Raw genomic sequence first — 14,265 nt, 5'->3', positions numbered from 1 at the left:
TAGCCCTCAGGACGGCGTGTTTTGAGGCAGGTTTGCGGCAGTAGCACTACGCGCTGCATCGGCAAAGGGCTTCACGAAAAAGACCCTCTCGCACTTAAATCGCTTCGGTCAGACGCCGTTTTCCCGTAGCCTTGAGGCCATTCACCCACACGGCAATTGCTTCCTGAGGCCCTCACGTTTCCCTCCATGCGCAAAGTTCTTGGCACCCTCGCCGCCATCGTGCTGGCGATTCTTCTCACCAGCTATGGCCTGTGGACACATAAGCGCCATGTCGGCCATTACCTCACCGATTTGCGCATTCAGCTGGTGATCAACGACGGTGAACCCGGTGATCGCGGCAACCTGCTGGGCATTCAGCCCGAGCTGTTTCCTTCGGACTATTCCAGCGTCAAGCGGCTGCATCGCAAGCTGGCGGCGTACCTGCAACAGGCGCGGGAGCACGGTCTGATCAACGACAAGACCATCGTTGTCCTGCCGGAGCACATCGGCACGTGGCTGTTCGCGGTCGATGAGAAATCGCAGTTCTACCAGGCCATGACCATCGAAGAAGCCATGAACTGGCTGGCGTTCAGCAATCCGCTGCTGTTTTTCGATGCACTGTTGCACGCCCGCGGAGAGAACCGGGTGGACGACGCGCACCTGCGCATGAAAGCGCGCAGCATGGCGCAGGACTACCAGACAGTGTTCGGCGGGCTGGCCAAGGAGTTCGGTGTGACGCTGGTGGCGGGTTCTATCGTGCTGCCAGGTCCAGAAGTGCGCGACGGCCAATTGCAGGCGGGCAAAGGCGCGCTCTACAACAGCAGCGTGGTGTTCGGCCGTGACGGCCTGCCCATCGGCCAGCCCCAGCGGCAGCTGTTCCCCTCTTGGTATCAGCGCGGCTACATCCGATCGGGCAAGGACGCGCCGCTGAACATCATCGACACCCCGGCGGGTCGGCTGGCCACACTCATCGGCAGCGACAGCTGGTACCCGGACAACTATGCGCGGCTGAACGCGAGCGGGGCCGAGCTGATCGCCGTGCCTGCGTTCGTCGCGGGCAATGGCAGTTGGTCCCAGCCGTGGCGCAGCGACAAACACCCCACGCTGATGAGCCGACTGGACCTGGGCCCCAAGCCGTTGACCGAAGGCGAGGCCTGGCAACGCTTGTCCCTGACGCCGATCAGCACCGCCAAAGCGGGTATCAGTGTCTTCATGCGCGGGCAGTTCTGGGATCAGGGCAGCGCCGGTCACAGCTTTGCGACACGCGGCGGACAAAGCGTCGCCGAACGCTCCATCAGCGCCGCGCCCAAAGGGGCCAAACCGGGCCACGGGGCGCGCCTGATCAACCTCTGGTTGTAATTGATGAACGCACCGCGGGTACGTCTGGGGGATTTGTCAGTCGGATTCGTCCATAACCTGGGCGATGCCGTGCGCAGCACCGGTCATGACCCGCAACCCTTGCTCGACCAATTCGGCCTGGACGCCGCCCGACTGGGCGAAGCCGATGCGCGCCTGTCGATTCCGCGCTACATGCGTCTGGGTCACGCGGCCATTCAATTGAGCGGGATGCCGGGGCTGGGCCTGAGGATGGGGCAGTTGAGCCGTTTGAGTCTGGCGGGGCTGGCTGGGGTCACGGCCGCTCAGGCGCCAACGGTGCGGGAAGCAGCGCGCACCCTCATTCGTTTCGAAGCGCTTTACGCCTCCAATTACCGGGGGCAGTCGAGTTTCCACGAAGACAGCGAAGGCGCGTGGCTGCGGTTTTACTCCATCAGCCCGTACAACGATTACAACCGCTTCGTGGTCGACTCGATCCTCAGCGGGTGGCTGCACCAACTGTCGACGCTGGCCGGTACGCCGATTCTCGCCGAGCGCGCCGAGATCGAATTCGATGCGCCAAGCTATACCTCGGACTATGCCGTGTTGAGCGAGCAACCCGTGGCGTTCGGCGCGGGCCTCAATCAGCTGCGCCTGAGCCAGCGGACCCTGGGGCTGCGCAATCCAGACCATGTGCCGAGCACCTGGCGGCACCTGCTGCAATTGTGTGAACGCGAGCTGGAACAACGCACACGCACCCGCACCCTGCGTGAACGGATCACTCAGTTGCTGGGACCTTTGCTCAATGGTGGGAGGGAACCGGACCTGGAGGAAGTGGCCGCCCGGTTGAAGCTGCCGACCTGGACCCTGCGTCGCCGGCTGGCGGACGAAGGGACGCGCTTTCGCGCCGTGCTCAATGACACACGTCGGGATCTGGCGATGACCTACATCCGCGACACGGAGCTGGCCTTTGGTGAAATCGCCTATTTACTGGGGTTTGCATCGGCCGAAGCCTTTCAACGCGCCTTCAAACGGTGGAACGGACAGACTCCCGGGGAGTTCCGCCGTAGCCAGCGTCATTCGGCCTGACAGACTCGCTTACAGCTCAGTCGCGTCGTCTGCGGGTTCCAGCGGGTCAAGCTCGTAAGCCTGATATTCCAACAACTCTTCCTGATAATCGTCCATCACTCATGCCCTCATGGCTGGTCTTTGCGTTTCGGCGTTTTGTCGTCGTTTCAGCGACTGATTCCACTGACCACGTCCTTCACCCTAAAGTGCCCTCATGAACGAACCATGAAGGCTTTTTGAACAATCGACGAAGGGGATGCAGTGCAAATGACCGACGCATCCTTGTCAGCGCTCTGGGGCGGGGTCCGTAGCCAGCTAACGGAATTTGTAGCTCAGCGGAAAAAACCGCGCAAGCGGTCAGGAAAAATTCTCTGCCGCTGGCGGCTAATCATCCCTGCGGCTACAGAGCACCCGATTGCGCTTGACGACGAGAACCGGCTCGCCATAGTCTTCGGGCCATGAACCTCACTCAGCAACGCCTCGGCCAACGAATTATTACCGCCATTACAGTCATGGCGGGTTAGCCGACGTTTGCACCGAACCCGCCCTTGGAGGCGGGTTTTTTCTTTCTGTCTCTCTGGGCCCCGAACCTCGAACCAGGAGTCAGACATGCTCATCATCCGCCCTTCCCTCGCTGCTCATTCCGCACGCCTGATCATCGCCGTTCCCACGACGAGGACGACACGATGACCTCGACGCTTGCGCACAGCTCAGTCAGCGGCGACCTGCTGAACCACTACGCCCGCAAAATCCTCACCTCCCGCGTCTACGACGTCGCCATCGAAACCCCGCTGCACGGCGCTCGTCAGCTGTCCGAGCGGCTCGGCAACACGGTTCTGCTCAAGCGCGAAGACCTGCAACCGGTGTTCTCCTTCAAGATTCGCGGCGCTTACAACAAGCTGGCGCAACTGAGCGCGGAAGAACTGGCGCGGGGCGTGGTCACGGCATCGGCGGGCAACCATGCACAGGGCCTGGCGCTGGCGGCGAAAACCTTGGGCGTGTCGGCCACTATCGTCATGCCGAAAACCACCCCGGAAATCAAAGTCGAGGGCGTGCGTTCGCGCGGCGGAAAGGTCGTACTGCACGGTGACTCGTTTCCCGAGGCGCTGGCGTATTCCCTGAAGTTGGTTGAGGAAAAAGGCTACGTCTACATTCACCCCTACGACGACCCTGACACCATCGCCGGGCAAGGCACGGTGGCGATGGAAATCCTCCGTCAGCACCCCGGGCGACTGGACGCGATCTTTGTCCCCGTGGGCGGCGGCGGTCTGATCGCGGGCATCGCGGCCTACGTGAAATACCTGCGGCCGGAGATCAAGGTGATCGGCGTCGAGCCGGACGACTCCAACTGCCTGCAACAGGCCATGGCCTACGGCGAGCGCGTGGTGTTGCAGCAGGTCGGATTGTTCGCGGACGGCGTGGCCGTGGCGCAGATCGGCCAGCACACCTTCGACATCTGCAAGGATTACGTCGATGAAGTCATCACCGTCAGCACCGACGAAATTTGCGCGGCGATCAAGGACATCTACGACGACACCCGCTCGATCACCGAGCCCGCGGGCGCTTTAGGGGCAGCGGGGATCAAGAAATACGTCGAGCAATACGAGGTGAAGGGCCAGACGTTCGTGGCCATCGAGTCCGGCGCCAACGTCAACTTCGACCGCCTGCGCCACGTCGCCGAGCGCGCTGAACTGGGCGAAGGCCGCGAAGCGATCATTGCCGTGACCATCCCCGAGCAGCCGGGCAGTTTCAAGGCGTTCTGCGAAGCCGTGGGCAAGCGCCAAATCACCGAATTCAACTACCGCTACCACACCGACCGCGAGGCGCACATCTTCGTCGGCGTGCAGACCCACCCCGAGAACGACCCGCGCAAGGCGCTGATCGCGAGCCTTACCGAGCAAGGCTTCCCGGTGCTGGACCTGACCGACAACGAACTCGCCAAGCTGCACTTGCGGCACATGGTGGGCGGGCATTCGGAGCGGGTCAGTGATGAAGTGGTGTTCCGCTTCGAATTCCCGGAACGGCCGGGGGCATTGTTCAATTTTCTGAATAAGCTGGGCGGGAAGTGGAATATTTCGATGTTTCACTACCGTAATCACGGCGCGGCGGACGGTCGGGTCGTGGCGGGGTTGGTGGTGCCGGAGGATGAGCGGCATCTGGTGCCGAAGGCACTGGCGGAGATTGGTTACCCGTATTGGGATGAGACGAATAATCCGGCGTATCGGTTATTTCTCGGCTGACATCGTTGGTCGCGGTGAGGGCGCACGCTCTTGATTCTGCCCGAAGGGCGTAGGAGTGCCGGGGTGGCGCTCCACCTTGCCTGCGATCTGTCGCGAAGCGGCAGTAAAACCGGACACCTCGGTTGTGTCAGGCAGACCGCGTCGTCGGGTTTACGACTGCTACGCAGCCGATCGCGAGCAAGCTTGCTCCTACGCCTTCGGCAGAAGCGGATCGGTGCGAGACACAAAACTGCCATCGAGGCCGTCAGTGAGACACTCACTGCGCTGGCGTGGCCTCTGGCGAGGTTGTCGGCGCGGCTTCTGCGGCAGGTGCCGGGGCTGGCTCTGCTGGCGCCGTAAGTTCGGCTTTCACCGGCTCAGGCTCGGCAGGGGCTGGCATCGGCTCGCTGCTTTGCTCGGCGGCGGCTGCCGGTTGCGTCGTTGGCGTGGCCAATGGCGCAGGGGTGGCAGCCGGGGCCGGGGCCGTGGCGGGGGCTTCGGCCGGTTTCTGCTCGGTCAACGCAGCCGCCTTGGCAGGTGCAGGCTCTGGCATGCCCAGATCGGTCTTGGGCTTTTCTTCGATGTGCGCCGCTTTCTTCACCTCAGGCGGCAGGAAATTTTCCACCAACCCAAAGAAGCGGTCGTAAAACTTGGAAGACGCCACCGTTTCGCTGGCGACCTTGACCATCGAATCATCGGTCGAGCCAATCGGCATCGACACCGAACCCAACACGCCCACACCCAGGCTCGCCGAGTTGTTCACCTTCTTCAGCGCATAGCGGTCCTGCAAGGCGTTGGCGAACATCGTGGCCTTGCCATCGGCGCCACCGTCAGCGGCACAGACCACGTTGAAGCTGATTTCCATGTGGGTTTCGCCGGTCTGCTGAAAACTCTTGTGACCGGCGATCATCTTCGGATCGCTGCTGGTAATGATGTACCCCTGACTCAACAGGGCGCGGCGGCCCGCTTCGCAGGTGGCGGCATCGGAAACGGGATAGGTGCGTGAGAACGTCCCGGCGTCATCGAAGTTTTCGTGCTCGTAAATGGCCTGTTTCTTGGACGAGCAGCCTGCGGCGGCCAGCAGGGCGAGCGCCCAGCATGCAGTACGAAAGCTCAGTAATTTAGACATCAAACATCCCGGGGAAAAAGGTCGACAGAACAGTGGACCGGAGAAAACGCGGGTAAGTCTGCAACAAGCACCGCGCAGGATCAACGCAGAGTTTGCATAGATGTCGATACACACCGGGTTTTCACCGGTGATCCAGACGTCCCGGCCCCATCGCGCGGCGCTATGGGGCAAATCGCAGACGCCATTACCCTGCACATTAAATTCGCTGGACGGTCAGGACAATCGACCGACGGCTGATTTCACCCGCCCTAAAACCCTCACCAGACGGTCCATTTGCGAAAGCGTCGAACCCGGCATATTGTCTTTGTAACATTTGGTAATAACTTGCCAGTCGAGCAAAAGGCACGCCCCTGCGGCGTCCGAGGACCATGAACTATGTCGCACGTTGTAAACTTCGCCGTGTCAGAGTGGGCTCCCCGGCTGGACGCTGAAAGCCAGGCAAGCATCATCGACGCACTTGAATCCGGTGATGTGGTGTTTCTGCCACAACTCGAATTCGTCCTCGAAGAAAAAGAACGCACCCTCTTTCAATCAGCCCTGCTGGGCCGCAGCAAAAACATCAGTTTCTTGCCCGCCAAAGGCGAACTCAAGGGCACCGACAGCATCGGCTCCGAACGGCAGGTGCTCCAGGCCATGATGGCCCGTTTCGCCCGCGCTACAGCAGACCTCACCTCTCACTTGCTCGGCCTCTATGCGGGGGAATTGACGCAAGCACGTACCAGCTTTCGCCCCGTGGAAATCGTTGGTCGCCAGACGTCCTGGCGCAAGGACGACTCGCGCCTGCATGTGGATAACTTTCCCTCATCACCCTGCGGCACGCAGCGGATTCTTCGGGTGTTCAGCAATGTCGACCCTGGCAACCACCCGAGACACTGGCGGGTGGGCGAACCGTTCGAATCGGTGGCCCGGCATTACCTCAAGACGCTCAAAGCGCCGCTGCCCGGCTCAAGCCGCGTCTTGCAAACCCTGGGCATCACGAAAACCCGCCGCAGCGAATACGACCACTACATGCTGCAACTGCATGACCGGATGAAGGCTGACACCGCTTATCAACAACGCGCAGGCTACACGGACGTCTCTTTCCCGTCCGGCAGCAGCTGGATGGTCTTTACCGACCACGTCTCTCATGCCGCCATGGCCGGGCAATTCGCGCTGGAGCAGACGTTCATGCTGCCGGTGGACGCGATGCACACCCCGAGCCAGGCCCCACTCCGAATTCTGGAAGGCTTGATGCAGCGACGGCTGGCCTGATACGCCAGCCAGCGAACGCTTCAGCGCGGACTCAAATCTCGCCGTGTTCCAGACGCACGCCGAGAAACTCCAGCGCGCGCCAATAGCCCGGATACGTCTTTGCAACGCAATCCGGGTCCTGGATACGCACGCCGGACACTTTCAGCCCTGCCAAGGCAAAGCACATGGCAATGCGGTGGTCGGAGTGGGTGTTGATCAGCGCGGTGCTGCTGGTACCCGCGAGACCCGGATCGGACGCCACCAACAAATCGTCACCTTCGACCGTCGCCAGCCCCGGACGCACTTGATTGAGGCCGTCATACAGCGCCTGAACGCGGTCGCATTCCTTGACCCGAAGATTGGCCAGATCGACAAAACGCACGGGGGTATTGTTGAACGCCGCCAATACCGCCAGCGTCGGGATCGCGTCCTGCATTTGCGAGCCGTTGATCACCGGCTGCATGTTCGGGAATTGCGCGATCATTTCCATCGCCTTCGCGTCTGGCTGAGTGAAAGCCTCGGCCGCCACGCCCAGATCGATCTTGCCGCTGGTGAGCGCTTCGGCCGCCCACAGGTAAGTCGCCGCCGAAGCGTCAGGCTCAATGTGGTAATCGCAGGCGGTGTAGCCGGTCGGCGACACGCGCCACAGGACTTCATCCACCACCTCGACCTCAGCCCCGAAGGCGCGCATGCAGGCCAGGGTCAGATCGATGTAGCCACGAGCGCCGATCTCCTTGCCGGTCAGCGCCACTTCAATAGGGGCCGCACCGCACGCCGCAACCATCAGCAGGGCCGAGACGTACTGGCTCGACAAACCACCGTCGATTTCGAAGCGTGTGGCCTTGATCGCGCCGGTGCCGTGGATCACAACAGGTGGGCAGCCCGTGGCACTTTCGGCGCTCAGGCCGCCTTTGCGCAGCGACTCCAGCAAAGGGCCGATCGGGCGCTTCTGCATGTAATGGTCGCCGTCGAGGGTGACTACCCCGTTGACGGTCGCGACGGCGGCTGTCAGGAAGCGCACGGCGGTGCCTGCGTTCCCAAGAAACAGAGCAGCGTCGGGAACGTTCAGACGGCCACTGCTGGTGACCACAAAACTGGTGTCGTCTGGCTCGTCGATGGTCACGCCCATCTGCCGCAACGCGTTGGACATGTGCCGGGTGTCATCGCTCTTGAGCGCGCCGCGCAGGTGGCTGGTGCCCTTGGCCAAGGCCGCCAGCAGCAACGCACGGTTGGTAATCGACTTGGAGCCGGGGGGCGCGACATGTCCCGTCAACGGTACACCGGGTGGAATCACAGTGATGGTTTGGTTCATGCCCATGGTCCAGCTCTCCAAATTCGAAATCAGCGCCGCTTTAAACAAGCCGCCAATCATGGCATTTATCGTGGGGATCTGCAGCAGCCCTTTGCCACGAGTGCTGCAGGAAAAGTCTGCCGCTAGCGCGGGCTCTGTCGGTTGGCACGGTACTCACGCCCCACCTGCGCCAGCGAGGCCATGGTGTCGTTGTGGGGCCGATACCCCAACAGATCGCGGGCTTTGCTGGAGTCCACCGTCAGCGAACCGCACAGCTTCGTGTAGGTGTCTTCCTTGCCGATCAGCCTGAACAGAAACGCCAAGAGCGAGGGCGGTACGGGAATGGACCACAGCCGCTTTTGCATACCCTGCGCCAGCGCGACGAGGATCTGATGGGTGGAAACGTCGGAGCCGTCGCTGGCGAGGAACAATTGGCCAGCGGCGTCAGGATGCTGAATAGCGAGCGCGATCAGATTCGCGAGGTTATCCACCGAGATCAGGCTACGGGCATTGCGCACCTGCGCAAGCGGGCTGGGAAGGCCTTTGTCGACCACTTTGAGCAGGGTTCGAAAATTGCCCAGCGCTTCAGCCCCGTAAACCAGCGGCGGGCGAATGATCACCCACTCCGTGGGCGTTCCGTCGAGCAGCGCACGCAAACCGTTCTCGGCATCGAGCTTGGAGCGGTCATAGGCCACCACCGGTTGCGGCGCCGACGCTTCGGTAAAACGCTGCTGCTCGGAGGCATTGCCATTGACCCGGATCGTGCTGACGAAGACGAAACGTTTGACCCCGGCTTCCAGAGCCAGCCGTGCAAGCCGAACAGTGGCTTCGTGATTGACCTCCCGGTACAGCTCCGGCGCGTCATTGCGTGGGTCCATCACATGCGCCCTGCCCGCCAGGTGCACGATGCAGTCCATGCCATCAACGTAGTCCTGCAGCGAAGGCGTATCAATGAAATCCTTCGCACGATAATCGACACCGGCAACGGTCCCACTGCCTCGACGGGACAGTCCGATGACCGTGTGCCCTTGTTCGATCAACACCTGGCAAAGCCGCGTGCCAATGAACCCGGTGGCGCCTGTGACGAGAATCCGCATGATTCGCTCTCCATGGACTGGGCGGGATGATAAGCGCTGAAACAACGGGCTGCTTTTCGCAGGCACAAAAAAAGCGACCCTGAGGTCGCTTTCTTTGTCGCTTCAAGGAGTTCAAGGGCCTTGAAGCTATGTATGGCGCAGCGGACGGGACTCGAACCCGCGACCCCCGGCGTGACAGGCCGGTATTCTAACCGACTGAACTACCGCTGCGTGTCGCACAGACTTTCATCTGTTTAACTCTTTTCACAGACTTTCGTCTGTTTAACACTTTCGAAACAAGTCTCGTGTACTTGTTTCGTATAACACTGATCGAAGGCCTTGGCTTTCGATCTCAAACCAGACTCGGAAGTCTGATCTGGAAAATATGGCGCAGCGGACGGGACTCGAACCCGCGACCCCCGGCGTGACAGGCCGGTATTCTAACCGACTGAACTACCGCTGCGCAGTGGTGGACTTTCGTCCTGCTGAATCTCAGTAGCCTTCAGCGTGCTTTAAAACTTCTCAACGATGGTGGGTGATGACGGGATCGAACCGCCGACCCTCTGCTTGTAAGGCAGATGCTCTCCCGGCTGAGCTAATCACCCTTTGCTTCGCTGAGGCCGCGAAATTTACGCAGGTGCCGAACCTAAGTCAATAGCCTGATTGAAGTTTTTTTAAATAAGCAGTTTTGAGCTGCAAGCTTCAAGCGGCAAGTTAAAAGCAAAAAAGCGAACGCTGAGGTCCGCTTTTCACTTGAGGCTTGCAGCTTGAAGCTCGCAGCTGCATCACTCAACGTAGATCATCTTCTTGCTCATGCCGCCGTCGACCACGAACTCCTGCCCTGTCACGAAACCGGCGTTCTTCGACAACAACCACGCCACGGTCGCGGCCACGTCTTCCACCGTCCCTACCCTGCCAGCCGGATGCTGCGCATGATCGGCGTCGGATAACGGCTCGGCACGGCGCCTGGAAGGGTCACGGGCGTCGATCCAGCCGGGGCTCACGGCATTGACCCGTACCTGTGGGCCAAGACTCATCGCCAGCGCATGAGTCAGCGCCAGCAGCCCGCCCTTGCTCGCGGCGTACGCCTCGGTGTCCGGCTGGGATTGTCGCGCCCGCGTTGAACTGAGGTTGACGATGCTGCCACCGTGGGCGCGCAAGTACGGGGCACAGTGCTTGGCGAGCAGCATAGGGCCCGTCAGGTTCACCGCCAGCACACGGTTCCAGTGGGCCAGATCGAGGCTTTCCAGCACCGTATTGCGAGGGTCGGCCACGGCCGCGTTGCAGACCAGCGCGTCCAGGCGACCAAACATGCCCAGTATTTCAGCGACGCCACTGGCGACCTGATCTTCGCTGGACACATCCATGCCGATGAACGACGCGTTTTCACCCAGCACACCCGCCACCGCGTCGCCGCGCTGCCGATCGACATCCGTCAGCACGACCTGCCAACCTTCAGTGATCAGCCAGGCGGCGATGCCCAACCCGATTCCCCGCGCGGCGCCGGTCACTAAGGCAACGCGGCCGTTGTGCACACCGACGGCTTCCACAACTAACTCATTCACAGGCATCACTCACAACGCGGCCAGGCCACGCGCCAGATCGGCTTTGAGGTCGGCCACATCTTCCAGACCCACCGCCACGCGGATCAGGCTGTCGCGAATGCCCGCCGCTTCACGCTCCGCCGGCGACAAACGGCCGTGGGACGTGGTGCTCGGGTGAGTGATCGTGGTTTTGGTGTCGCCCAGGTTGGCCGTGATCGAAATCAGACGCGTGGCATCGATGAAGCGCCAGGCGCCCTCTTTGCCGCCTTTGACTTCGAAGCTGACCACGGCGCCAAACGCCTTCTGCTGACGCTTGGCCAAGTCATGCTGCGGATGGCTTTCGAGACCGGCGTAATGCACCTTCTCGATACCGTCCTGCTGCTCCAGCCATTGCGCCAGTTCAAGGGCGCTCTGGCAGTGTGCACGCATCCGGATGTTCAGGGTTTCGAGGCCCTTGAGAAACAGCCAAGCGTTGAACGGGCTCAGGCTCGGGCCGGCAGTGCGCAGAAAGCCGACGACCTCTTTCATCTGCTCGCTGCGACCGACGACCACGCCCCCCATCGCACGGCCCTGGCCGTCGATGAATTTGGTGGCCGAATGCACCACCACGTCAGCCCCCATGCGCAGCGGCTGCTGCAAGGCCGGGGTGCAGAAGCAGTTGTCGACCACCAGCATCGCGCCTTTGGCATGCGCGATTTCAGCCAGTGCCGCGATGTCCACCAGCTCGGCAAGCGGGTTGGACGGCGACTCGACGAACAGCAATTTGGTGTTGGGCTTGATCGCCGCGTCCCAGCCGGACAACTCGGCCAGCGGAACGTAATCGACCTGCACGCCAAAGCGTTTGAAATACTTCTCGAACAGGCTGATGGTCGAACCGAACACGCTCTTCGACACCAGCACGTGATCGCCTGCGCTGCACAGACTCATTACGGTCGCGAGGATCGCCGACATGCCAGTGGACGTCGCCACCGCCTGCTCCCCCCCTTCGAGCGCCGCGATGCGCTCTTCGAAGGAGTGCACCGTCGGGTTGGTGTAGCGCGAATAGACGTTACCCGGCTGCTCGCCCGCAAACGTCGCGGCCGCATCGGCTGCCGTGCGGAACACGTAGCTGGAGGTGAAAAACAGTGGATCGCTGTGTTCGCTCTCCGGCGTACGGTGCTGACCAGCGCGTACGGCGAGGGTATCGAAACCCACGCCTTCCAGATCGCTGTCCAGTCGACCGGCATCCCATTGCTGAGTCATGCCGCCTACTCCTTGTCTGAATTAGTTGTTGTACAGATCGATGATCGCACTCACGGCCTGAGTCTTGACCTTCGAGGCGTCATTACGCGCCTGTTCGATCTTGTTCAGGTAATGCTCGTCAATGTCACCGGTCACGTACTTGCCGTCGAAGACCGAGCAATCGAAGTTGTCGATCTTGATCTTTTTGCTGCCACTCACGGCCTCGATCAGGTCCGTCAGGTCCTGATAGACCAGCCAGTCGGCACCGATGAGGTCGGCCACGTCCTGGGTGGAACGGTTGTGAGCGATCAGCTCGTGGGCACTCGGCATGTCGATGCCGTAGACGTTAGGGAAGCGCACGGCCGGGGCCGCGGAACAGAAATACACATTCTTGGCACCGGCTTCGCGGGCCATCTGGATGATCTGCTTGCAGGTGGTCCCGCGCACGATCGAGTCATCGACCAGCATGACGTTCTTGCCACGGAACTCCAGCTCGATGGCGTTGAGCTTCTGGCGTACGGATTTTTTCCGCGCCGCCTGGCCCGGCATGATGAAGGTACGGCCGATGTAACGGTTCTTGACGAAGCCTTCGCGGAATTTCACGCCCAGGTGGTTCGCCAACTCCAGCGCGGCGGTGCGGCTGGTGTCCGGAATCGGGATGACCACGTCGATGTCGTGCTCAGGGCGCTCGCGCAGGATCTTGTCAGCCAGCTTCTCGCCCATGCGCAGACGCGCCTTGTAGACCGAGATGCCGTCGATGATCGAGTCCGGACGCGCGAGATAGACATGTTCGAAAATGCACGGCGCGTATTTCGGATTGGTCGCGCACTGACGGGTGTGCAGCTTGCCGTCTTCGGTGATGTAAACCGCTTCGCCCGGAGCCAGGTCACGAATCAGGGTGAAACCCAGTACGTCCAGCGCAACGCTTTCCGAGGCGATCATGTACTCGACGCCTTCGTCGGTGTGACGCTGGCCGAACACGATCGGGCGGATGGCGTCCGGGTCGCGGAAACCGACGATGCCGTAACCGGTGATCATGGCCACGACCGCGTAGCCACCGCGGCAACGGTTATGCACGTCGGTGACGGCGGCGAAGATGTCTTCTTCGGTCGGCTGCAGCTTGCCGCGCACGGCCAGCTCGTGAGCGAAGACGTTGAGCAACACTTCCGAGTCAGAGTTGGTGTTCACGTGGCGCAGGTCGGATTCGTAAATCTCCTTGGCCAGTTGCTCGACGTTGGTCAGGTTACCGTTGTGCGCCAGGGTGATGCCGTACGGCGAGTTGACGTAGAACGGCTGGGCTTCGGCCGACGTCGAGCTGCCCGCGGTTGGATAACGTACGTGACCGATGCCCATGTGCCCGACCAGGCGCTGCATATGGCGCTGATGGAACACATCACGAACCAGACCGTTGTCCTTGCGCAGGAACAACCGGCCATCATGGCTGGTCACGATACCGGCAGCGTCCTGGCCGCGGTGCTGGAGGACGGTGAGCGCGTCATACAGCGCCTGATTGACGTTCGACTTGCCGACGATACCGACGATGCCACACATGCGACACAACCCCTACTTAGTGGAACTGGATTTACCGATCACATCCTGCGGCGTTACCGACGGCAGGAGTTGATCCTTGAACGGGATATCAACAGGTACGCTGATCCCGCTGGCGAGCCACTTGCTGGACATCCCGAGAATCAGGTTTTTCGACCAGTCAGCGACCATTACGAACTGCGGCAGCAATCGAGACTGCTGCCACCATTGATCCTGTTGCACCGGGCCCAGGCTCAACAGCCCGACCGCAACCACAACCAGCAGGCCTCCGCGCGCGGCGCCGAAGACCATGCCCAGAAAACGATCAGTCCCGGACAGGCCGGTGACGCGAATCAGTTCCCCGAGAAGAAAGTTGACCATGGCGCCGACCAAGAGTGTGGCGACGAAAAGAATGGTGCAGCCCGCAATCACGCGCGCCGAAGGTGTTTCGATGTAATTGACCAGATACTGGGCCAGCGAACCGCCAAACATCCAGGCTACGGCACCTGCGATGATCCAGGTCAACAAGGACAGTGCTTCTTTGACGAAGCCGCGCTTGAGACTGATCAAAGCGGAGATGGCGACAATCGCAATGATCGCCCAGTCAACCGGAGTAAATGACACGTTGCAGCCTACAGACTGATGAGGCGGCGCATTTTAGCAGAGC

11 protein-coding genes and 3 tRNA genes are annotated in these 14,265 nt (G+C 61.2%); 4 read left to right on the top strand and 10 right to left on the bottom strand.

Annotated elements, in window-relative coordinates; all coding sequences use genetic code 11:
- Positions 1-186: 186 nt before the first annotated feature.
- From ACIQAL_RS11245 to ilvA, 3 genes are all read left to right on the top strand, one after another.
- Positions 187-1,338: a carbon-nitrogen hydrolase family protein gene (locus ACIQAL_RS11245; protein ID WP_401145204.1), complete on the top strand. Its 1,152-nt coding sequence runs from the start codon at positions 187-189 to the stop codon at positions 1,336-1,338.
- A 3-nt stretch (positions 1,339-1,341) separates the two neighbouring features.
- Complete coding sequence (locus ACIQAL_RS11240) at positions 1,342-2,382, top strand: AraC family transcriptional regulator (protein ID WP_401145202.1); 1,041 nt, start codon at positions 1,342-1,344, stop codon at positions 2,380-2,382.
- Between the two features lie 665 nt (positions 2,383-3,047).
- Positions 3,048-4,601, top strand: coding sequence for a threonine ammonia-lyase, biosynthetic (ilvA, locus tag ACIQAL_RS11235; RefSeq protein WP_341963341.1), 1,554 nt, complete (start codon positions 3,048-3,050; stop codon positions 4,599-4,601).
- A gap of 256 nt (positions 4,602-4,857) precedes the next feature.
- Here ilvA and ACIQAL_RS11230 read toward each other — a convergent pair whose 3' ends face one another.
- A complete protein-coding gene (locus tag ACIQAL_RS11230; protein ID WP_401145200.1) occupies positions 4,858-5,709 on the bottom strand; it encodes a DUF2242 domain-containing protein in 852 nt (283 codons plus the stop codon).
- Between the two features lie 375 nt (positions 5,710-6,084).
- Here ACIQAL_RS11230 and ACIQAL_RS11225 point away from each other — a divergent pair, with 375 nt between their 5' ends.
- Positions 6,085-6,960, top strand: a complete 876-nt coding sequence (locus ACIQAL_RS11225) for a Kdo hydroxylase family protein (protein WP_401145198.1) — start codon at positions 6,085-6,087, stop codon at positions 6,958-6,960.
- 31 nt (positions 6,961-6,991) lie between these two features.
- Here ACIQAL_RS11225 and ACIQAL_RS11220 read toward each other — a convergent pair whose 3' ends face one another.
- The 9 genes from ACIQAL_RS11220 to ACIQAL_RS11180 form a co-directional block, all read right to left on the bottom strand.
- On the bottom strand, positions 6,992-8,257 hold the full coding sequence (locus tag ACIQAL_RS11220; RefSeq protein WP_401145196.1) for a 3-phosphoshikimate 1-carboxyvinyltransferase: 1,266 nt from the start codon (positions 8,255-8,257) through the stop codon (positions 6,992-6,994).
- A gap of 116 nt (positions 8,258-8,373) precedes the next feature.
- Entirely contained in the window at positions 8,374-9,327 is a 954-nt protein-coding gene (locus tag ACIQAL_RS11215) for an NAD-dependent epimerase/dehydratase family protein (RefSeq protein WP_401145194.1), read from the bottom strand.
- A gap of 133 nt (positions 9,328-9,460) precedes the next feature.
- Positions 9,461-9,537: transfer RNA gene (locus tag ACIQAL_RS11210), tRNA-Asp, on the bottom strand.
- A 155-nt stretch (positions 9,538-9,692) separates the two neighbouring features.
- Positions 9,693-9,769 (bottom strand) — tRNA-Asp (locus ACIQAL_RS11205).
- Between the two features lie 66 nt (positions 9,770-9,835).
- A tRNA-Val gene (locus ACIQAL_RS11200) sits at positions 9,836-9,911 on the bottom strand.
- A 180-nt stretch (positions 9,912-10,091) separates the two neighbouring features.
- Positions 10,092-10,856 carry an SDR family oxidoreductase gene (locus tag ACIQAL_RS11195; protein ID WP_401145329.1) on the bottom strand — a complete coding sequence of 255 codons (765 nt, stop codon included), beginning with the start codon at positions 10,854-10,856 and terminating at the stop codon, positions 10,092-10,094.
- Positions 10,857-10,880: 24 nt separating this feature from the next.
- A complete protein-coding gene (locus ACIQAL_RS11190) occupies positions 10,881-12,092 on the bottom strand; it encodes an O-succinylhomoserine sulfhydrylase (RefSeq protein WP_166596784.1) in 1,212 nt (403 codons plus the stop codon).
- A gap of 21 nt (positions 12,093-12,113) precedes the next feature.
- Positions 12,114-13,622, bottom strand: a complete 1,509-nt coding sequence (gene purF / locus ACIQAL_RS11185; protein ID WP_166596783.1) for an amidophosphoribosyltransferase — start codon at positions 13,620-13,622, stop codon at positions 12,114-12,116.
- 12 nt (positions 13,623-13,634) lie between these two features.
- The gene (locus tag ACIQAL_RS11180) at positions 13,635-14,222 is read right to left on the bottom strand and encodes a CvpA family protein (RefSeq protein ID WP_401145191.1); all 588 of its coding nucleotides are present in this window, start codon (positions 14,220-14,222) and stop codon (positions 13,635-13,637) included.
- Positions 14,223-14,265: the final 43 nt, after the last annotated feature.

It is taken from the genome of Pseudomonas sp. NPDC088368, from assembly GCF_044753445.1.
Taxonomy (GTDB): domain Bacteria; phylum Pseudomonadota; class Gammaproteobacteria; order Pseudomonadales; family Pseudomonadaceae; genus Aquipseudomonas; species Aquipseudomonas bambusae.
Note: the sequence above shows the minus strand (reverse complement) of the source record. Positions and strands in the feature narration are given on the sequence as shown.